Raw genomic sequence first — 20,094 nt, forward strand, 5'->3', positions numbered from 1 at the left:
TCGTCCACGGACCGTGTCTTCCGTCGGCCTGTGCCGTCCACGGACCGTGTCTTCCGTCGGCCCGTGTCGTCCACGGACCGTGTCTTCCGTCGGCCTGTGCCGTCCACGGACCGTGTCTTCCGTCGGCCCGTGTCGTCCACGGACCGTGTCTTCCGTCGGCCCGTGTCGTCCACGGACCGTGTCTCCCGCCGGCCCGTGCCCTCCACAGACCGCGTCTCCCGCAGCCCGCGCCGCCCACAGACCGCGTCTCCCGCAGCCCGCGCGCATCGCATCGCACCGCGCTGAGCTGCGCAAACACCACCATTGTCGCCGTCCGCGGCGCTCTCGGGGGTCAGCCGATCGGATGACCCCGCCCCGTCTGTGCCGTTCCGCCGCCCGACGGGGGCGTGGACGCCGTGCCCCGCCCGAAACGCCGCGTACGCCCATAGGATCACGAGGTGCGTAGACCTCGCCTGCCCGTTCCGGCCACCGCCGTCACCGTCGCCGCCGCCCTGACCGTGCTCACCGCGTGCGGCGGCAGCGGCGGTGTCCACGGCACCCCCGGCGGTTCCGGGGTGCGCGACCCGTACTTCCCGAAGGCGGGCAACGGCGGCTACGACGTCACCCACTACGCCCTCGACCTCGCCTACGACCCCGAGGCCGACCACCTCTCCGGCACCGCGGCTCTCACCGCCCGCGCCACCCAGGACCTGTCCGCCTTCTCCCTGGACCTCAAGGGCCTGGACGTCGAGCGCGTCACCGTCGACGGCGAGGCCGCCCGGTGGAACCGCACCGGCCAGGAGCTGACCGTCCGGTCGCCCGACGACATCGGCGACGGCACGCGGTTCCGTGTCGCGGTCCGCTACTCCGGCACCCCCGAGACGATCACCGACCCGGACGGCTCGCAGGAGGGCTGGCTGCGCACGGACGACGGGGCGCTGGCACTGGGCCAGCCCACCGGTTCGATGGCGTGGTTCCCCGGCAACCACCACCCCTCCGACAAGGCGGCCTACGACATCACGGTGACCGTGCCCGAGGGTCTGCGGGCCGTCTCCAACGGTGAGCTGACGAGCGAGCGGGCCAGTGGGGGCCGTACGTCGTTCACCTGGCACACCGCCGAGCCGATGGCGAGCTACCTCGCCACCCTCGCCATCGGCGAGTACGACATCGCCCGCTTCGCCACCGAGGACGGTCTGCCCGTGTACACGGCCGTCGACCCGGACCAGGCCGGTGCGAGCCGGGTGGTGCTCGGGCGGATTCCCGAGGTCGTGGAGTGGGCGCGGGACCTGTTCGGCCCCTACCCGTTCTCCACCACCGGCGCGATCGTCGAGGACGCGGAGGACGCCGGGTACGCGCTGGAGACGCAGAGCCGGCCGGTCTTCCCCGGCGCCCCCGACGTCGCCCTCCTCGTCCACGAGCTCGCCCACCAGTGGTACGGCGACTCCGTCACGCCGAAGACCTGGCGGGACATGTGGCTGAACGAGGGGTTCGCCACGTACGCGGAGTGGCTGTGGGAGGAGGACCACGGCGGCGACAGCGCGCAGGAGACGTTCGAGGCGCTCTACGACGGCACGTACTCCGGCGACGAGGAGGAGGCGGTGTGGGAGTTCGCGCCGGCCGATCCGCCCGATGCCGCGCACGTCTCCGCCGACCCGGTCTACCTGCGGGGCGCGATGGTGCTGCACAAGATCCGGCAGACAGTCGGTGACGACGCCTTCTTCGAGCTGATCCGGGGCTGGGCGGGTGCCCGCCGGCACGGCAACGCGGACACCGGCGACTTCACGGCCTACGTGGAGAAGAAGGCACCCGGCCATGACTTCGACGGGATCTGGGAGGAGTGGCTGTACGGCGACGGGAAGCCGGAACGCCTCTGACCCGGGTCCCGGTCGCCCGGCGGCGGAACGAGGAGCACGCGGGCGGACCACCGCACGGGCACGGCGCGGCCCCCGGCCGGAAAGGCAGCGGACACGGCGCGGCCCCCGGCCGGAGGACCGGGGGCCGCGCCGCTGCGGACGGGCGTGCGTCAGACGTTCACGCCGAAGTCCTGGGCGATGCCGACCAGGCCCGAGGCGTAGCCCTGGCCAACCGCGCGGAACTTCCACTCGGCGCCGTTGCGGTACAGCTCGCCGAAGACCATCGCGGTCTCGGTGGCCGCGTCCTCCGACAGGTCGTAGCGGGCGATCTCGGTGCCGCCGTCCTGGTTGACGATGCGGATGTAGGCGTTGCGGACCTGGCCGAAGTTCTGGCCGCGGTTCTCGGCGTCGTAGATCGAGACCGGGAAGACGACCTTGTCGATGTCGGCCGGGAGCGCGGCGAGGTTGACGTTGATCGCCTCGTCGTCGCCGGCGCCCTCGCCGGTGCGGTTGTCACCGGTGTGGACGATGGTGTTGTCCGGGGTCTGCTTGTTGTTGAAGAAGACGAAGTGGGCGTCGGAGTAGACCTTGCCCTGGGGGTTGACCGCGATCGCGGAGGCGTCGAGGTCGAAGTCGGTGCCGGTGGTGGTACGGACGTCCCAGCCGAGGCCCACGGTGACGGCGGTCAGGCCCGGAGCTTCCTTGGTGAGCGAGACGTTGCCGCCCTTGGACAGGCTTACAGCCATTGCGGGAGTCCTTTCCTCGTTTACGTACGGCAAGAAGCTACAGCTACCCCTGAGAACGTCGAGGGAGGTACGCGAAGTTCCAGGTGGCTTTACTTTCTTTACCGTCACCTCTCCTTCACCGCCGCGCCACCGCGACGCCACCGGCGGGCGGAGTGCGCAGGCCCGGGCCGCGGGTACGCGGGTACGTGGGTACGCGGGTACGCAGGTACGCAGGTACGCAGGTACGCGGGTACGCGGGTACGCGGGTACGCGGATAATTCGGGTGACGCGGACCGGACGCAGCCGGGAACATGGACGGCATGTCAGGTCCCCATGTCATCCGCGGCTCGGTCCACCTCCCCGAGGCGGAGCTGATGTGGCGTTTCTCGCGGTCGTCGGGGCCGGGCGGACAGCACGTCAACACCACCGACTCGCAGGTGGAGCTCCGTTTCGACCTGGCGCGGACCGAGGCCCTGCCCGAGGTGTGGAAGCGGCGGGCGCTCGAACGGCTCGCCGGGCGGCTGACCGACGGGGTCGTCACCGTGCGCGCCTCCGAGCACCGCTCCCAGTGGCGCAACCGCGAGGCCGCCGCCGTACGCCTGGCCGCCCTGCTCGCCGAGGCGACCGCGCCCCCGCCCAAGCCGCGCAGGCCCACCCGGGTGCCCCGCGGCATCAACGAGCGCCGGCTGCGCGAGAAGAAGCAGCGCGCGGAGACCAAGCGGGGCCGGTCGCCGAAGAACTGGTCCTGACCGGGCCGGGGTGCCGGCAGACGTGGAGGCGGTCGCCGCCGCGGCGGCGGATCTCGGCGGCCACCGCGTCGACCGCGAAGCGGCCGTAGCCGCGGCCCTGCTGCCCGGCGTCGATGTCCAGCCGCCACAGTCCGGAGCGGAAGAGGGTGCCGTCGCCGTTCCAGTCGATGTCGAAGAAGGCCATGAGGAACCCGACCGGCCGGCCGCCGTCGACGATCAGGCGGGGCCAGGCGACGCCGGGGCGGACGTAGGCCTCGGCGAGCGACTTCACCACCGGGGAGACCGCGTGCTCCTGGCCGGGCCGGACGCGGATGGCGAGCGAGGCGTCGATGTTGCGCGGGGTGATCTCTTCCAGTCGGGGCGCGGGCGCGGGTGCGGGTGCGGGTGCCATCCGTGCCCCGTAGGCGGGCCGTCCGCCGGGCCGCCACGGAGATTTCCCGCGACTCAGCCCAGCTGCCGGTACCGCCCCCGGAAGTACGCCAGCGGGCCGCCGTCGGCGTTCGGGACGTGGGCGGTGAGGACGCGGCCGATCACCAGGGTGTGGTCGCCCGCCGGCACGCGCTGCTCGGTGCGGCATTCGAGGGTGGCCAGGGCGCCGCCCACCAGGGGGGCGCCGGACGCCTCGCCGCGGACGTGGGGGAGGTCCGCGAACAGGAGGCGGTCGCTGACGCGGCCCTTCATGGCGAAGCGGCCTGCTATGTGCCGCTGGTTCTCGGAGAGCACGGAGACCGCCCACAGGGGCTGCTCGGCGAGCAGGTCGTCCATGCGGGAGCCCTCGCGCAGGCTGACCAGGACCAGTGGCGGGTCCAGGGAGACGGAGACGAACGCCGTCGCGGTCATGCCGACGTCCTCGCCGCGCGGTGCCCCGGGGTCGTCCGGGTCGAGGGGCGGCTCCTGCGCGGTCACCAGGACCACGCCCGAGGCCAGCCGGGACATGGCGGCGCGGAACTCGTCGTTGCTCACCCCTTCAGCATGCCCGGGGGCGGAAGGGGACGGCGAGGAGGAAGGGGCGGCGGGGGCGGAGGGGGCGAGGGCGGGGGAGGTGTTCGGCACGTCCGTCACGCTAACCGCCGGCTCCGGCGCCCGCATCGGGCCCCGGTCCCAGCCGGGTCCTAGGACCTCGGCAGGAGCCACGGAGCCGCAGAGGCACAGCGTCACGGAGCCGCAGAGGCACAGCGTCACGGCGCCACGGAGTCACAGGGGCACGGAGTAACGCACATACCCACAAACATTGCGTTCAGCATGTGCACAGGGGGAAAGCAGAAACACCACTCAATTGTTCATGTTTGCCTGTGACTTGAGTCACAAGGGGCAATAATTGTTGACCCTGTGTACCGAGTGAGCAGCGCGCTGTGATTCAGTGGCGGGGAAGCTGCAAGGGCACCACCCGGAAACGGCGCCGAACACAACCCTTGATTCGCTGCGAGGTCTCGGGGGGAGGGCGAGCATGGAGACCGAGTCGGAACCGTACGTCCGTCTTGCGTCCCTGCGCCAACTGCACCAGGTCATGGCCGACATGAACACGGCCCGCAGTCTGGCGGACACGTTGCAGACCGTCGCCGACGGCGCGGTCCACGCCCTCGGCTACGAGCTGGCCTGCGTCAACCTGGTGCGCCCCGACGGCGACCTCGTCGTCGCCGCCTTCTCCGGCAACCCGGCCGCCGAGGCCCTCATCACCGGCCGCGTCGGCTCCCGCGAGGCATGGGACCGGCGGCTGGCCATGGGCGAGCGGTGGGGCGACCTGGTGTTCATCCCCCACACCGAGGGCTGGGTCCTCGACGACGACGACGTCCCGCAGTGGTACACCGACGGGCCCGCGCCCCGCTTCGAGGACGAGTGGCACCCCGCCGACCGCCTCTTCGCCCCCATGTTCGCGCCCGGCCCGCACGGCGGCCGGTCCAGCGGCGAGCTGATCGGCGTGCTGTCCGTGGACCGGCCGCGCAACGGGCGGCGGCCCGGCGCCTGGGGCCGCGAGGCGCTCCAGATGTACGCCTTCCAGGCCGCCATCGCGATATCCAACGCCCGGCTGCGGGCCAACATGCAGCGCGCCCTGGTCCGGCTGGAGCGGGAGCAGCAGGCCCTGCGGGCCAGCGAGGAAAGCTTCCGGCAGGCCTTCGAGTACGCCCCCTCCGGCATGGCCATCGCCGAGATGGGCGGCGAGCAGCACGGCCGCATCCTGCGCACCAACGACGCCCTGTGCCGCCTGCTGGGCCGGCCCGCCTCCGCGCTGCGCCGCTACTCCTTCTCCGACCTCGTCCACCCCGAGGACATAGGCACCCTGCTGCGCACCTCCGCCGAGGGCGGCCGGGCCGAGCTGCGCCTGGGCCGCCGCGACGGCACCTACGTCTGGGTCTCCCTGCGCAACAGCGTCGTCGCCGACGCCGCCGACGGACCCCGCTTCCTGCTCACCCACGTCGAGGACATCGAGGAGCGCAAGCGCCGCGAGCTCCAGCTCGCCCACCGCGCCTCCCACGACTCCCTCACCGGCCTGCCGAACTCCGCCGAGCTGCGGGCCCGCCTCTCCGCCCGGCTGTGCACGCGCCCCCGGTCCGAGCAGCCCACCGCGGTCGACGCCATGGACGCGGCCTACGGCGACGTCTTCGACTCCGGCGGCCACCGCTTCGACTTCCCGGCCGTCACCGAGCCGTACGACGCCTACGACCACCACGTCCACGCCGTCGCCCCCGAGGGCGACCGGGACGACGGCACCAAGGGGCTCGCGGTCCTCTTCTGCGACCTCGACGGCTTCAAGTCGATCAACGACCGGTTCGGGCACAACGCGGGCGACACCGTCCTCGTCGAGGTCGCCCGGCGCCTGAGCAACGGTGTGCGGGACGGCGACACCGTCGCCCGGCTCGGCGGCGACGAGTTCGTGATCCTCGCCGACGGGCTCGGCCGGGCCGACGCCCAGGACCTCGCCGTACGGCTGCGCAACGAGATCATCCAGCCGATCCGGGCCGAGGGACGGGCCGTCCGGGTCGGCGCCAGCTTCGGCATCGGATGGGCCCACTGCGGCATGACCGCCGACGAAGTGCTGAAGTCCGCTGACGAACGGATGTACGTCGAGAAACGATCTCGTCCCAAACAGCACCGGCGTGCCGGATAAGCCCAGGTCAGCGGCTTGACGCGATTCCGGTCACCCTTTCGGGGGACAGGAAGCGGGTAGGCTCGCTGTCTCACCATCCGTACCGCACACGCACCGCACCTGGTTAGGAGACCTAGGGATGACGCCCGGCAACAACGGCGCGAGCACGCCCGAGGACGACGACCCGTTCGGCTATCTGTACGCCGACGGGCAGGCCAACGGGGCCCAGCCGCCGTCCGGTGGCTACGGCTACCCCAACTCGGTCAACCGCGTGCGGACCGTCGGTTCCCGGCAGTACGGGCACCAGGCCCAGGCCGCCCCGACCGCTCCGTACGGCCAGGCGCCGCAGCAGCAGGGGGCCTACGGCCGGCCGAACCCGCACTACGCCGCCCCGGAGACGCTCCCCGGCGGCCCGGGGGGACCCGGTGCCGCCCCGCGCCCGGCGCCGCACGGCGCGGGCGGCCACAACGGCGGCCGGGGCCGCGGTCCCAACACCAAGGGGCTGCTGATCGGCGCGGTCGCGGTGGTCGCCGCGGTCGTCGTCGGCATCGGCGTGGCCATGACCACCAGCAGCTCGGACGAGGACAAGGGCGGCGGCCAGGCCGCTCCCGCGCCGACGCAGTCGCAGACCTCCGAGCCGAGCCCGTCGAGCAGCGCCAGCGCCGAACCGCAGGCGGAGCTGCCGACGATCGACGCCAAGGCGCTGCGGCTGGGCGGCACCGCCTCCCTGGCGTCGGACGTGCAGGGCGCCGTGTCCGACGGCGGCATCTACGTGGCCAACCTCAACCAGGCGGGAGCCTCGGTCACCTGGACCGTCAACGGCATCCCGAAGGACGGCGCCTACACCCTCTTCGCCCGCTACAGCGCGGCCGGCGAGGATCAGTCGATGACGCTGACGGTCAACGGCAAGGAGTTCGGCAACAAGCTGAACCTGGGCAACTTCGCCCGCGCCGAGGCCGGCGACTTCGCCAAGGGCTGGACCGAGACCTACGCCTGGCCGACCCTCAACAAGGGCACCAACACGATCTCGCTGTCCTGCCAGGACGGCGACAAGTGCGACGTCCTGCTGGACCAGCTCTGGCTGAAGGAAGGCCAGGTCAAGCGCAGCTAGGTGCGCTGCCCCGGGGTGGACGTCGCCTGCCGGGGCACTAGGCCGCGGTGGCCTCCGCCGTCACCGCCACCCGTCCCAGCAGCTCCCCGTAGGCCGCCCGGTCGAACTCGCCCGCCACCGGCGCCAGCACCGTCGCCGCCGACAGGGCGGTCGCGCGGGCCAGCCGGTCCGGCCAGGGGAGGCGTTCCACCAGGCCCGACAGCAGGCCCGCGACCGCCGAGTCGCCGGCGCCGGTCGGGTTGCCGTGGACGCGGGCGGGCGGGGCGGCGCGCCAGCGGCCCTCGGGGGTCGTCGCCAGCAGCCCGTCGGCGCCCAGGGAGGCGACCACGGAGCGGGCGCCGCGGCGGCGGGCGTCCTGCGCGGCGCGCAGCGGCTCGTGGGAGCCGGTCAGCTCGGCCAGTTCCCCGGCGTTGGGCTTGATGAGGTCGGGGCGGGCGGCGACCCCGCGGCGCAGCGGCTCGCCGCTGGTGTCCAGCAGCACCGGGACCCCGGCGGCGCGGGCGGCGCGTATCAGCCCGGCGTAGGCGCCCACCGGCACGCCCGGCGGCAGGCTGCCGCACAGGGCGACGGCACGGGCACCGGCGAGCAGACCCCCGTAGACCTCCTGGAAGGCGCTCCACTCGGCGGGCGTGATCACCGGGCCGGGCTCGTTGAGCTGGGTGGTGTCGCCGGTGCGCTCGTCGACGACGGCGATGGTGCGCCGGGTGGTGCCGGAGACCGGGACCAGCGCGTCCGCGACCCCCGGCACGGCGGTCAGCCGCTCCCGCACCTCCCGCCCGGTGGCGCCGCCCGCGAAGCCGGTGACCGTCACCTCGTGCCCGAGGGCCGCGAGCACCCGGGCGACGTTCAGTCCCTTGCCGCCGGGGCGTTCGGTCACCTCCTGGACCCGGTGGGAGGCGTGCGGCCGAAGGCCCCGTACGCGGTAGGTGATGTCGAGAGCGGTGTTCAGCGTGACCGTGAGGATCACCTGGGCCGACCTCCCCCGATTGACTCGCCCGACATGTGGTTCCCGGAGGGTTTCCGGGGGGTCGATCATGCCAAAGAGACGGCGGCCGGCCCAGTCCCGCAACCGGCCACCGTGCCCGCGAACGGGGACGGATCAGCCCAGTTGGGGATCGACCACCCACGCGCCCCGGCGCATGACGCCCTTGAGGGCGAAGCCGGAGTCGAGGACCACCAGGTCGGCGTCCTTGCCGGGCTCCAGGGAGCCGATCCGGTCGTCCAGGCCCAGCAGCCGGGCCGGGTTGGCGGACAGGGCCGCCACCGCGTCCTCGACCGGCAGCCCGTCCACCGTCACCGCCCGCTGGAAGGCGCGGTCCAGGGTGAGCGTGGAGCCGGCGATCGAGCCGCCGTCGACCAGGCGGGCCACGCCGCCGGAGACCTCCACCTCCAGCGGGCCGAGCAGGTAGCGGCCGTCGCCGAAGCCGGCCGCGTCCATCGCGTCGGTGATGAAGGCGACCCGCGCGGCGCCCGCGTGGTGGAAGGCCAGCTGGAGGGCGGCCGGGTGCAGGTGGACGCCGTCGTTGATCAGCTCCACCGTCACCCGCTCGTCCTCCAGGAGGGCGGCGATGGGGCCGGGGGCGCGGTGGCCGAGCGGCGGCATGGCGTTGAACAGGTGGGTGGCGACCGTGGCGCCCGCCTCGATGGCCTCGACCGTCTGCTCGTAGGTGGCGTCGGTGTGGCCGATCGCGGCGATCACGCCGTGGTCGGCGAGCATCCGCACGGAGTCGATGCCGCCGGGCAGCTCGGTGGCGAGGGTGACCATCCTGGCGTGGCCGCGTGCGGCGTCGATCAGCTTGCGGACCTCGGCCGGGTCGGGGTCGCGCAGCAGTTCCTCGGAGTGGGCGCCCTTGCGGCACGGGGAGATGAAGGGGCCCTCGAAGTGGATGCCGGCGATGTCGCCCTGCTCGGCCAGCTCCGCCAGCAGCCCGGCGCGGCGGGCGAGGAAGTCCAGGTCGCCGGTGACGGCGGAGGCGACCAGGGTGGTGGTGCCGTGCAGGCGGTGGGTGTGGATGCCCTTCAGGACCTCCTCGGCGGTGCCGGAGGTGAAGGAGGCGCCGCCGCCGCCGTGGTTGTGCAGGTCGACGAAGCCGGGGACCACCCAGTGGCCGGTGAGGTCGACGACCTCGGCGCCGGGCGGGGCCTCGGCGGCGATGCGGGTGCCGTCGACGGCCAGGCGGCCGTCGTCCACGGTGCCGGTGGGCAGGACCACCCGGGCGCCGGAGAGAAGCTTGCTGGGGGCCATCAGGCGGTTACCTCCGGGGGAGTGGTGGGGGAGTGCAGCAGGTCCCAGGCCATGAGCCCGGCACCGAGACATCCGGCGGTGTCCCCCAGGGCCGCGGGGACGATCTCGGGCAGCTTCTGGAAGGTGACGCGCCGCCGGACGGCGTCCCGCAGCGGTGTGAACAAGGTTTCCCCCGCCTCGGCGAGGCCGCCACCGATGATCAGGGTGCGCGGGTCCAGCAGAGTGAGCGCGGTGACCAGGCCGTCGGCGAGCGCCTCCACGGCATCCCGCCACACGCGCCGGGCCCGTACGTCCCCGGACTCCACGGCCTTGGCGCAGTCGGCCGCGTCCGCGTCCGCGTCGCCGCAGGCCGCGGCCCAGGCCTGGCCGACGGCACCGGCGGAGGCGTACCGCTCCAGGCAGCCGCGCTGCCCGCACGGGCAGGGCTCGCCCTGGGGCCGTACGACGATGTGGCCGATCTCCCCGGCGAAGCCGTGGGCGCCCGCCTCCACCCGGCCGTCGATGCCGATGGCGCCCGCGATGCCGGTGCCCAGCGGCACGAACAGGAACCGGTCGGCGCCGCGCCCGGCGCCGACGCGGCCCTCGGCGAGGCCGCCGGTGCGCACGTCGTGGCCGAGGGCGACGGGCAGGCCGTCCAGCCGCTCGGCGAGCAGGGCGCGCAGGGGGAGGTCGCGCCAGCCGAGGTTGGCCGCGTAGACGGCGGTGCCGTGCCGTTCGTCGACGATGCCGGGGACGGCGAGGCCGGCGGCGACGGCGGGCTCGCCGAACCGGTCGGCGCCCAGGGCGCGCAGTTCGGCGGCGAAGTCCAGGATGCCCGTGACGACCGCCTCGGGGCCGCGCTCGCGGCCGGTGGCCCGGCGGGCCTGGTGGAGCAGTTCGCCCCCGGCGCCGACCAGGGCGGCCTTCATCCCGGTGCCGCCCACATCGAGGGCGATGACATGTCTCACGGGGACAGTGTGGCCCGTCCACCCACAAGAGGTCTAGTCCACTCCAGTGGTGTAGACCTTAGGGCTGCAATTTCGAAAATTTCGCGTTGTGGAGCTTCGGAGTCCGGTTCTGTCGGTTCTCTCCGTATCCCTGTCGGTTCTCCGTCGGCTCCCGCGCGGTGCAAGGCAAGGTTGGGACGGATCGGTGCAGCGGCTTAGGACAGGAACGATCGCGGTGGTGTCCGCACTGGGCATGACGGCGGTCCTCGGCGGCTGCGGGTTCGTGGGCGGCTCCGACGTGACCCTGAAACTCGTCGCCGCCGACTACGGCGACAGCAAGGCCAACAGCTCCCGGAAGTACTGGGACGACCTGGTGAAGGCGTACGAGGCGAAGCACCCCGGCGTGCGGATCGACGTCACCGTCCACTCCTGGAACGACGTCGACCGCAAGGTCCGGGAGATGGTCGACGCGGGCCAGGCACCCGACATGGCGCAGATCGGCGCCTACGCCGACTACGCGGACAAGGACCTGCTCTACCGGGCCGACGACGTGCTCTCCATCCCCGTCCAGGCCAACTTCGTCTCCCAGCTCGCGAGCGCGGGCCAGGTCAACGGCGTGCAGTACGGCATGCCGTTCGCGGCCTCCACTCGCGTGCTCTTCTACAACAAGGCCCTCTTCGCCGAGGCCGGAATCACCCCGCCCAAGACCTGGGACGACCTCGCCGAGGCCGCCGAGGCGCTGAAGGAGCAGGGCGTGAAGTACCCCTACGCGCTGCCGCTGGGCCCCGAGGAGGCACAGGCCGAGACCATGCAGTGGATGCTCAGCGGCAACGGCGGCTACACCTCGACGGCCGGCACCTACCGCATCGACTCCATCGAGAACGTCGCCGCCTTCACCTGGCTCAAGGACGAACTGGTCGCCAAGGACCTCACCGGGCCGGTCGCCCCCGGCAAGCTCAACCGGGCCGCCGCCTTCGCGGCGTTCACCGACGGCGACGTCGGCATGCTCAACGGGCACCCCTCGCTCATGAAGGCCGCCGCCGCCAAGGGCGTGAAGTTCGGCATGGTGCCCACCCCGGGCGTGGAGGGCGAGAGCAAGGCGACCCTCGGCGTCACCGACTGGATGACGGCCTTCAAGCAGAACGGCCACCAGGAGGAGATCGGCGACTTCCTCGACTTCGTCTACAGCGACGACAGCGTCCTCGACTTCTCGCGCACGTACGACCTGCTGCCGGTCACCACCTCCGCCTCCGAGACCATGAGCACGTCGGCCCGGGACAAGGAGCTCCGGCCGTTCCTGGACGAGCTGCTCGCCTCCGAGCTGTACCCGGTCGGCAAGATCTCCTGGGCCGAGGTCAGCGCGGACATCAAGAAGCGGATCGGCCAGGCGGTCGCCCCCGGCGCCTCCCCGGCGACCGTGCTCGGCAACATCCAGGCCACGGCGAGCCGGGCCGAGAGCGCGGAGTAGCACCGCGGCGCCACCGTCGTCTGCTGTCGGTGCCGCGCGTTACGGTGGCGGGCATGGAGCAGGAGAAGCCCCGAGGGCCCGGGGAGACCCGGGAGCCTGTGGAGTCCCGGGAGCCTGTGGAATCCCGGGAGCCTGTGGAGTCCCGGGAGCCTGTGGAATCCCGGGAGCCTGTGGAGTCCCCGGAGCCCCGGAAGCTCGCGGAGTCCCGGAAGCTCGCGGAGCCCCGGGAGCTCGGCCTGCGGGAACAGCGCGTCCTCGCGCTCGAACGCCGCGGCTTTCCCGGCCCCGGCGCGAAGGAACGCGCGATACGGGAGGAGCTGGGGCTGGTCCCCGTCCGCTACTACCAGCTCCTCAACGCCCTGCTCGACGACCCGCGGGCCCTCGCCTTCGACCCGGTGACGGTCAACCGGCTCCGCCGGGTCCGCGAGGCCCGCCGGACGGAGCGCTGAGGCCGGCGGGCCCGGCGGGTCCGGGGGCGTAGGGGCGGCCTGCCGGGGATAGGTTCGCCCTATGGGCAGCCACAAGGACTCCACCGACGACTCCCCGTACGCCGCGGACCACTCCGCGGACCACTCCGCGGACCACCCCGTGAACGACTCCGTGAACGACCTGCCGACGCCCGCGACCAAGGCCGGGCGGGAAGGGCTGGACGCCCTCCTCGCGCGCCCCGGCCGCGCGGTGATCGCGCTGGACTTCGACGGCACGCTCGCCCCGATCGTGCCGGACCCCGACCAGGCCCGCGCCCACCCCGACGCCGTACCGGCGCTCGCGGCCCTCGCCCCACAGGTCGCCGCCGTCGCGGTGGTCACCGGCCGTCCGGCCGAGGTCGCCGTCCGCTACGGCGGCTTCGCGGGCGTGCCCGGCCTGGAACACCTCGTCGTCCTCGGCCACTACGGCGCCGAACGCTGGGACGCCGCCACCGGCGAGATCACCGCCCCCGCCCCCGACCCCGGGGTCGCCGCCGCCCGCGCCGAGCTGCCGGACCTGCTGGAGAAGGCCGGGGCGGGACAGGGCACGTGGGTCGAGGAGAAGGGCCGCGCGTTCGCCGTCCACACCCGCCGCGCCACCGATCCGCAGGCCGCCTTCGAGGCCCTGCGCGAGCCCCTCGCCGCCCTGGCCGCCCGCCACGGCCTGGTCGTCGAGCCGGGGCGGCTGGTCCTGGAACTGCGCCCGCCGGGCATGGACAAGGGCGTCGCCCTGACCGAGTACGTCCGCGCGCTCGGCGCCGAGTCCGTCCTCTACGCCGGTGACGACCTCGGCGACCTCCCCGCCTACGCGGCCGTCGACGGCCTCCGCGCCGCCGGCACGCCCGGCCTGCTGGTGTGCAGCGGCAGCGACGAGGTGACGGAGCTGCGGGAGCGGGCCGACCTGGTGGTGGACGGCCCGGCGGGGGTGGTGGACCTGCTGCGGAGCCTGGCGGCCCGCCTCTCCTGAGGCTCCCCGGCAACCAGCGGGGCGGGCACCGCACGGCGCCCGCCCATTCTCCCGTTCTCCCGCTTTCTCCCGCTCCCTCGTTCCCTCAGCCCCGCAGCGCCTCCAGCTGCTCCAGGAACCACCGCCCCGGCGGCAGCGCCGTGGCCGCCGCCGCCAGCCGCTTGCTCCGCTCGGCCCGCTCGCCCGCCGGCATGCTCAGCGCCTCGTGCAGGGCCCGCGCCGTGCCCACCACGTCGTACGGGTTCACCACGAGCGCGTCCTCGCCCAGCTCCTCGTACGCCCCCGCCTCCCGCGACAGCACCAGCGCGCAGCCCTCGTCGGAGACGACCGGCACCTCCTTCGCGACCAGGTTCATGCCGTCCCGGATCGGGTTGACCAGCGCCACGTCGGCCAGCCGGTAGGCCGCCAGCGACCGCGCGAAGTCGTCCTTGACGTGCAGCACCACCGGCGTCCAGCCCGGCGTCCCGTACTGCTCGTTGATCTCGGCCGCCAGCCGCTGCACCTCGGCCGTGTAGTCCCGGTACACCGCGAGGTCCTGCCGGGAGGGGTAGGCGAACGCGACGTGCACGACCCGCTCGCGCCACTCGGGGCGGTCCTCCAGCAGCTGCCGGTAGGCCAGCAGCCCGCGCACGATGTTCTTCGACAGCTCGGTGCGGTCCACGCGCACGATCGTCCTGCGGGGGCTGCCGTCCGGGCCCGTGCCGATCTCCTCGCGCAGCGCCGCCATCCGCTCGCCGACGTCCGCCTCGTGCGAGCGGCGCCGCAGGAACTCCGCGTCCGCGCCGAGCCCGTGCACGCCGACCCGGGTGGCGCCGAGCCCCCCGGCGAACGCCTCGCAGCAGGCGGTGAACGCCTCCGCCCAGCGGTGGGTGAGGAACCCGAGCCGGTCCGCGCCCAGCATCCCCTTCAGGACCTGCCCGGCCACGTCGTCCGGCAGCAGCCGGAAGTACTCCGGCGGCGCCCACGGCGTGTGCGAGAAGTGCCCGATGCGCAGGTCGGGACGGAGCTCCCGGAGCATCCCCGGCACCAGCGTCAGGTGGTAGTCCTGCACGATCGCGACCGCGCCCTCGGCGGCCTCCTCGGCCAGCGCCTCGGCGAAGGCCCGGTTGTACGCCTCGTACGCGGCCCACTGCCGTCGGAACTCCGCGTCGAAGACCGGCTCCAGCGGCGTCTGGTAGAGCATGTGGTGGACGAACCACAGCACAGAGTTGGCGATGCCGTTGTAGGCGCCGGCGTGCACGGCGGCCGGGATGTCCAGCATCCGCACGCCGTCCTCGCCGGCCCCGCGCCGCACCGCCTCCCGGTCGTCGTCGGACAGCGCCGAGCACACCCACAGCGCGCCCGCGTCCGGCCCGATGGCCGACAGTCCGGAGACCAGCCCGCCGCCCCCGCGTTTCGCGGTGAGCGAGCCGTCCTCCTCCACCTGGTACGACACCGGTCCTCGGTTGGAGGCCACCAGCACCTGAGCAGCACCGAACGTTGAAGCCATACGCCTCAACCTAGCCCGACCCGGAAACGCTCAAACGTTCGCGATTGCCGTCACGTCCGTGAATTCACCGGAAAACTTGTGAGAACCCTGTGCGCAGTTGAAAGATGTGCGATACATGTTTCAGTAGGTGTCCCGTGGCATGTCCGGGACCTCTGGGGGAGGATCCATGCACTTCATACGCGTCCGCCGACTCCTCGGCGCGGCAGCGCTGGCGGGGGCCGGCGCGCTCACCCTGGCCGGATGCGGGGGCGGGAGCGCCGCCACGACGGCGGACGAGCCCTCCGCGTCCGCCTCCACCACCGCTGCCGCCACCGCCACCGCCTCGCCGAGCGGCACCGGTCCGGAGACGTCCCCCGGCAGCACCCCGACGCCGTCCGCCGTCCCGTTGAAGGACTTCACCGGCGCGAGCATCGGAAAGGCGATCGCCGCGGCCGAGTCCGGCGGACTGCGCTACGCCGTCTACCTCCAGGGCACCGGACTGTCGCGGGACGGCGGCGGGCAGCGGGCCTCCTCCTGGGCGGCGGGCGAAGAGGTCTGCGACCAGATCGACGCCTCCGACGGCGCCTCCTACGACGTGGCGTTCACCGTCCCCCGCAGCGGCCGCGACTGCGCGGGACGGCTGCTGCACACGCCGGAGCCGACGCGCGCGGCCGGCACCGGCACCGGCACCGGGAGCGGATCGTCGGGCGGCGGCGGCTCCACGGGCGGCGGCGGCTCGACCGGGGGCGGCGGAGGCACGGCCTGCGCGATCACCAGCCCCGCGGGCAACTGCTACGCCGACGGCCAGTTCTGCGCCAACCGTCACCACGGTCTGAGCACCTACGGCCGGGGCGGCGAGTACCTGACCTGCAGCCAGGACGGCTCCGGTCGCTGGCGCTGGTCGGACGGCGTCACCGGCTGACGCGGACCTCGGGCCCCGGGACGCTCACGCCACCTTCCGCGCCGCGTACTCCGCGATCTCCACCATCGGCGGCCTCTCCTCGGTGTCCACGGAGTACGTCCGCGGCTCGAAGCCGTCCTCGCCGCGCTCGAACTGGGTGAGGGCGGGCCGCACCAGATGGCCGCGGGCCAGGCGGAGCTGGGCGGTGCGGTAGATGGCGGCGGCCATCCGGCCCAGCGCCTGGCCATCCTGGTGGCGGTGCTTGCGCACGCCCACGTCGACCTGGGCGAGGGCGTCCAGGCCCACCAGGTGCAGGGCGTCGACGAGCATGCCGAGCTCCACGCCGTAGCCGACGGGGAAGGGAAGCTGCTCCAGCAGGGAGCGGCGGGCCGCGTACTCGCCGCCCAGCGGCTGCACGAACCCGGCCAGCTGCGGCCAGTGCATGTTCAGCAGCGGGCGCGCCATCAGCTCGGTGACCCGGCCGCCCTGCCCGGCCGCGCCGCCCAGCGGACGGTCGTACATGGCCTTGACGAGGTGCACGTCCGGGTCGGTGAGCAGCGGGCCGACGATGCCGGTGACGAAGTCGGAGGAGAACTCGCGCAGATCGGCGTCGACGAAGCAGACGAGGTCACCGCCGGTGGCCAGCAGCGAGCGCCACAGCACCTCGCCCTTGCCGGGCACGGCCGGGAGGCGCGGGAGGATCTCGTCGCGGTGCACCACGCGCGCGCCCGCCGCGGCGGCCACCTCGGCGGTGCGGTCGGTGGAGCCGGAGTCGACCACGACGAGTTCGTCGACGAGCGGGGCCCGCACCATCAGGTCGTGGCGGATGGCGGCGACGATGTCGCCGACGGTCTCCTCCTCGTCGAGGGCGGGGAGCACGACGCTGACCGACTGCCCCGTGGCGCGCTTGGCGGCCAGGATCTGCTGGAGCGGGCGGTCGGACAGGGACCAGGAGCGTGTCCTCAGCCAGCGCTCGACTTCTTCCAGCACGGTCGGCGGCTCCTTCGCTCTCTCTGCGATCCGGTTCTCCCGGCTATCCGGTTCTCCCGGCTATCCGGTTCTCCCGGCGATCCGGTCCTCCCGGCGGTCCGGTTCCCCGAGGGACCGGTTCTCCCGGCGGTCCGGTGTGATCCATCTCGCGGTTCGGACGACTATCTCAACTGTCCTGGCCTTCGGTTACAGTCTTGAACAACACGGATGACCATTGCATGTCGGGGGTCGCCCCCCTGTCCGTCCGTGTTCGCGCACGTTCACACAACCGAATACAGCTCATCCAGAGGGGCAGAGGGACACGGCCCGATGAAGCCCCGGCAACCCTCCAGTCGGTTCTCGTTCAGGAGCGAGGCTCCCGGCTAGGGAAGGTGCCAAATCCGTCTCGCGGCGAGGTGCGCTGCGAGGAAGATGAGGAGAAAGGGCCTCGCCTCACATGGCTGTGCAGACTGTCGCAAGCACCCCCACCCCCACCTCCGTCGATCTCGGTCCTGCCGCGGCGCTTTCCTGCCGGGAGTGCGGCCACCGCGTCCCGCTCGGCCCGGTCTTCGCCTGCGAGGAGTGTTTCGGCCCGCTGGAGATCGCCTACGACTTCTCGGGCTACGACGCCGAAGAGCTCCGCAAGCGCATCGAAGCGGGTCCCGCGAACATCTGGCGTTACGCCCCCCTGCTGCCCGTCCCGGCCGATGTCGCGGACAAGCCGAACCTGAACCCGGGCTGGACCAAGCTCGTCAAGGCCGACCACCTCGCCCGCGAACTCGGCGTCACCGGCGGCCTGTACGTCAAGGACGACTCCGGCAACCCGACCCACTCCTTCAAGGACCGCGTCGTCGCCCAGGCCCTGGAGGCCGCCCGCGCCTTCGGCTTCACGACGCTGTCCTGCTCCTCCACCGGCAACCTGGCCGGCGCCGTCGGCGCCGCCGCCGCCCGCGCCGGCTTCCGCTCCTGCGTGTTCATCCCGCACGACCTGGAGCAGGGCAAGGTCGTCATGGCCGCCGTCTACGGCGGCGAGCTCGTCGGCATCGAGGGCAACTACGACGACGTGAACCGCTTCTGCTCGGAGCTGATCGGCGACCCGGCCGGCGAGGGCTGGGGCTTCGTCAACGTCAACCTCCGCCCGTACTACGCGGAAGGCTCCAAGACCCTCGCGTACGAGATCTGCGAGCAGCTCGGCTGGAAGCTGCCCGACCAGATCGTCGTCCCGATCGCCTCCGGCTCCCAGCTCACGAAGATCGACAAGGGGCTGCGGGAGCTGATCGAGCTCGGGCTGGTCGAGGACCGGCCGTACAAGATCTTCGGCGCGCAGGCCGAGGGCTGCTCCCCGGTGTCCACCGCCTTCAAGGCCGGCCACGACGTGGTGCGCCCGCAGAAGCCGAACACCATCGCCAAGTCCCTCGCCATCGGCAACCCGGCCGACGGCCCGTACGTCCTCGACATCGCGCGCCGCACGGGCGGCGCGGTGGAGGACGTCACCGACGAGCAGGTCGTGGACGCGATCAGGCTGCTCGCCCGGACCGAGGGCATCTTCGCCGAGACCGCCGGCGGTGTGACCGTGGGCGTGACGCGCAAGCTGATCGAGAACGGCGTCCTGGACCCGGCGAAGACGACCGTCGTCCTCAACACCGGCGACGGCCTGAAGACCCTCGACGCGGTGGCCGGCACCGGACCGACCGCGACGATCCGGCCCACCCTGGACGCCTTCCGCGAGGCCGGCCTCGCCTAGGCCCCCACAGGCCCCAGGCATCAGGGCATCGGTCCAGGCACCAGGGCCTCGGTCCGCGCCCCCGTACGTCATCCCGACCGGAGGATTCCCCCGTGAGCGTCACCGTCCGCATCCCCACCATCCTGCGCACCTACACCGGCGGCCAGGCCGAGGTGACCGCCGAGGGCGCGACCCTCGCCGAGGTCATCGCCGACCTGGAGAAGAACCACACCGGCATCGCCGCCCGCGTCCTGGACGACCAGGGCAAGCTGCGCCGCTTCGTGAACGTCTACGTCAACGACGACGACGTCCGCTTCGAGCAGGGCCTTCAGACGGCCACCCCCGACGGGGCGGGCGTGTCCATCATCCCGGCGGTCGCCGGCGGCTGACCGGGACCCGCCGCCTCCGGTGGCGGCGACCGCCCGGCGTTCTTCCCGTTGCCCCCTCCGCGAGAGAAGCGGAGGGGGCAATTCCGTGTGATTGAGCGCGGTACAGTTGGGGAACGCGGTGCTGATCTTCCGGTGAGGAGCCCCGGATTCCTGCCGCCCGCCCGACAAGATGTAGCCAAAATGTGGGCGTCCTTTGCGGCTTTCGTGCCTTATGTGCAGCCCGACTTGCCCCGCATTTTACCGAATTCATGCCACATTCCGGACCGCGCGCGTCCGGATTTCTCGTCCGATTGACCTGTTGCAGACGGCAGTTGGGCAGATACATTCGGCCGCGGTCGACGCGTTCCGGCGCACGCCCCCAGTCGTTGGGGGGTGAGGTCTGACCCGGATCCGCGAAGTGTGGATCTGTGCAAGGGCCAGTAATAGGGGAGTTAGGCATGGCTCAGGGCACCGTCAAGTGGTTCAACGCGGAGAAGGGGTACGGCTTCATCGCGGTCGACGGTGGTGCGGATGTTTTCGTCCACTACAGCGCGATCCAGATGGACGGCTACCGCACCCTGGAAGAGGGCCAGCGGGTCGAGTTCGAGATCTCGCAGGGCCAGAAGGGCCCGCAGGCCGACATGGTCCGCGTCTCTGCCTGAACGCGCGGCCGACCGCAAGCGAACGGTCTTCTCCGGAGGGCCCGCACCCGCCACGGGTGCGGGCCCTCCGTCGTGCCCGCCCGCCATGCCCGTCGTGCCCACCCCTCGTGCCCGCCCGTCAGGCTCGTGCCCGCCCGCCGTATCCCGCCACCGCGCCCCGCCCCGCCCCGCCCCGCGCCGCACCGAGCCCGGCACCCCGCCCCGCGTCCGGTACCGCGCCCGGCGCCGGTATGCGCCTGTTCGCGCGCGGCTGAGTACCCCGCCGCTCCCTCGAAGGCGCTTGCACTCACCATGCCCGAGTGCTAATCATTGGCGTTAGCACTCTGAAGGTGAGAGTGACAGCGAAGGACCGGGTCGGTGAGGCCCGCAGGCCGGGTGGGGCAAGGAACCACGAGGCCGGCGAGCCGTCCGTCGCGGGCGCGGGCGCG

General features: G+C 72.8%; 19 protein-coding genes and 1 riboswitch. Of the genes, 11 read left to right on the forward strand and 8 right to left on the reverse strand.

The window, feature by feature from the left end:
• The first annotated feature begins 452 nt into the window (after positions 1–452).
• Positions 453–1,853, forward strand: a complete 1,401-nt coding sequence (locus ABZ340_RS01730; RefSeq protein ID WP_358779892.1) for a M1 family metallopeptidase — start codon at positions 453–455, stop codon at positions 1,851–1,853.
• 149 nt (positions 1,854–2,002) lie between these two features.
• Here the strand turns inward: ABZ340_RS01730 and ABZ340_RS01735 are convergent, their stop codons facing one another.
• Positions 2,003–2,578: a TerD family protein gene (locus ABZ340_RS01735; RefSeq protein ID WP_358779734.1), complete on the reverse strand. Its 576-nt coding sequence runs from the start codon at positions 2,576–2,578 to the stop codon at positions 2,003–2,005.
• A 290-nt stretch (positions 2,579–2,868) separates the two neighbouring features.
• On the opposite strand from ABZ340_RS01735, the gene arfB reads away from it, so the two are divergent.
• Positions 2,869–3,306 (forward strand): alternative ribosome rescue aminoacyl-tRNA hydrolase ArfB, encoded by a 438-nt coding sequence (gene arfB / locus ABZ340_RS01740; RefSeq protein WP_358779735.1) that lies wholly within the window; start codon positions 2,869–2,871, stop codon positions 3,304–3,306.
• Here the strand turns inward: arfB and ABZ340_RS01745 are convergent.
• A complete protein-coding gene (locus ABZ340_RS01745) occupies positions 3,230–3,697 on the reverse strand; it encodes a GNAT family N-acetyltransferase (protein ID WP_358779736.1) in 468 nt (155 codons plus the stop codon). The genes arfB and ABZ340_RS01745 overlap by 77 nt on opposite strands.
• Before the next feature lie 53 nt (positions 3,698–3,750).
• Positions 3,751–4,359: a flavin reductase family protein gene (locus tag ABZ340_RS01750; RefSeq protein WP_358779737.1), complete on the reverse strand. Its 609-nt coding sequence runs from the start codon at positions 4,357–4,359 to the stop codon at positions 3,751–3,753.
• A gap of 394 nt (positions 4,360–4,753) precedes the next feature.
• On the opposite strand from ABZ340_RS01750, the gene cdgB reads away from it, so the two are divergent.
• Both cdgB and ABZ340_RS01760 read left to right on the forward strand, forming a co-directional pair.
• Positions 4,754–6,412 carry a diguanylate cyclase CdgB gene (cdgB, locus tag ABZ340_RS01755; RefSeq protein ID WP_358779738.1) on the forward strand — a complete coding sequence of 553 codons (1,659 nt, stop codon included), beginning with the start codon at positions 4,754–4,756 and terminating at the stop codon, positions 6,410–6,412.
• 118 nt (positions 6,413–6,530) lie between these two features.
• Positions 6,531–7,502 carry a carbohydrate-binding protein gene (locus tag ABZ340_RS01760; RefSeq protein ID WP_358779739.1) on the forward strand — a complete coding sequence of 324 codons (972 nt, stop codon included), beginning with the start codon at positions 6,531–6,533 and terminating at the stop codon, positions 7,500–7,502.
• Between the two features lie 37 nt (positions 7,503–7,539).
• Here ABZ340_RS01760 and ABZ340_RS01765 read toward each other — a convergent pair whose 3' ends face one another.
• From ABZ340_RS01765 to ABZ340_RS01775, 3 genes are all read right to left on the reverse strand, one after another.
• The gene (locus tag ABZ340_RS01765) at positions 7,540–8,469 is read right to left on the reverse strand and encodes a 1-phosphofructokinase family hexose kinase (protein ID WP_358779740.1); all 930 of its coding nucleotides are present in this window, start codon (positions 8,467–8,469) and stop codon (positions 7,540–7,542) included.
• A gap of 132 nt (positions 8,470–8,601) precedes the next feature.
• Positions 8,602–9,747, reverse strand: a complete 1,146-nt coding sequence (nagA, locus tag ABZ340_RS01770) for an N-acetylglucosamine-6-phosphate deacetylase (protein WP_358779741.1) — start codon at positions 9,745–9,747, stop codon at positions 8,602–8,604.
• Entirely contained in the window at positions 9,747–10,694 is a 948-nt protein-coding gene (locus tag ABZ340_RS01775) for an ROK family protein (RefSeq protein ID WP_358779742.1), read from the reverse strand. Before ABZ340_RS01775 ends, nagA begins: the two co-directional genes overlap by 1 nt.
• Before the next feature lie 232 nt (positions 10,695–10,926).
• On the opposite strand from ABZ340_RS01775, the gene ABZ340_RS01780 reads away from it, so the two are divergent.
• The 3 genes from ABZ340_RS01780 (at position 10,927) to otsB (ending at position 13,575) form a co-directional block, all read left to right on the forward strand.
• Complete coding sequence (locus ABZ340_RS01780; RefSeq protein ID WP_358779893.1) at positions 10,927–12,141, forward strand: extracellular solute-binding protein; 1,215 nt, start codon at positions 10,927–10,929, stop codon at positions 12,139–12,141.
• A 236-nt stretch (positions 12,142–12,377) separates the two neighbouring features.
• Positions 12,378–12,590 carry a DUF3263 domain-containing protein gene (locus ABZ340_RS01785; RefSeq protein WP_358779894.1) on the forward strand — a complete coding sequence of 71 codons (213 nt, stop codon included), beginning with the start codon at positions 12,378–12,380 and terminating at the stop codon, positions 12,588–12,590.
• 61 nt (positions 12,591–12,651) lie between these two features.
• Positions 12,652–13,575 (forward strand): trehalose-phosphatase, encoded by a 924-nt coding sequence (otsB, locus tag ABZ340_RS01790; RefSeq protein ID WP_358779743.1) that lies wholly within the window; start codon positions 12,652–12,654, stop codon positions 13,573–13,575.
• An 85-nt stretch (positions 13,576–13,660) separates the two neighbouring features.
• Here otsB and ABZ340_RS01795 read toward each other — a convergent pair whose 3' ends face one another.
• A complete protein-coding gene (locus ABZ340_RS01795; protein WP_358779744.1) occupies positions 13,661–15,064 on the reverse strand; it encodes a trehalose-6-phosphate synthase in 1,404 nt (467 codons plus the stop codon).
• Positions 15,065–15,230: 166 nt separating this feature from the next.
• On the opposite strand from ABZ340_RS01795, the gene ABZ340_RS01800 reads away from it, so the two are divergent.
• Positions 15,231–15,965, forward strand: a complete 735-nt coding sequence (locus ABZ340_RS01800) for a hypothetical protein (protein ID WP_358779745.1) — start codon at positions 15,231–15,233, stop codon at positions 15,963–15,965.
• A gap of 24 nt (positions 15,966–15,989) precedes the next feature.
• Here ABZ340_RS01800 and ABZ340_RS01805 read toward each other — a convergent pair whose 3' ends face one another.
• Positions 15,990–16,934: a glucosyl-3-phosphoglycerate synthase gene (locus tag ABZ340_RS01805; protein WP_358779746.1), complete on the reverse strand. Its 945-nt coding sequence runs from the start codon at positions 16,932–16,934 to the stop codon at positions 15,990–15,992.
• Between the two features lie 276 nt (positions 16,935–17,210).
• Positions 17,211–17,352, forward strand: a riboswitch (SAM riboswitch).
• Positions 17,353–17,370: 18 nt separating this feature from the next.
• On the opposite strand from ABZ340_RS01805, the gene thrC reads away from it, so the two are divergent.
• From thrC to ABZ340_RS01820, 3 genes are all read left to right on the forward strand, one after another.
• The gene (gene thrC, locus ABZ340_RS01810; RefSeq protein WP_358779747.1) at positions 17,371–18,657 is read left to right on the forward strand and encodes a threonine synthase; all 1,287 of its coding nucleotides are present in this window, start codon (positions 17,371–17,373) and stop codon (positions 18,655–18,657) included.
• Between the two features lie 92 nt (positions 18,658–18,749).
• On the forward strand, positions 18,750–19,025 hold the full coding sequence (locus ABZ340_RS01815) for a MoaD/ThiS family protein (protein ID WP_358779748.1): 276 nt from the start codon (positions 18,750–18,752) through the stop codon (positions 19,023–19,025).
• Between the two features lie 437 nt (positions 19,026–19,462).
• Entirely contained in the window at positions 19,463–19,666 is a 204-nt protein-coding gene (locus ABZ340_RS01820) for a cold-shock protein (RefSeq protein WP_010035953.1), read from the forward strand.
• The last annotated feature ends 428 nt before the right edge of the window (positions 19,667–20,094 follow it).

It is taken from the genome of Streptomyces sp. NPDC006134 (assembly GCF_040628835.1).
In the GTDB taxonomy this organism is placed as follows: domain Bacteria; phylum Actinomycetota; class Actinomycetes; order Streptomycetales; family Streptomycetaceae; genus Streptomyces.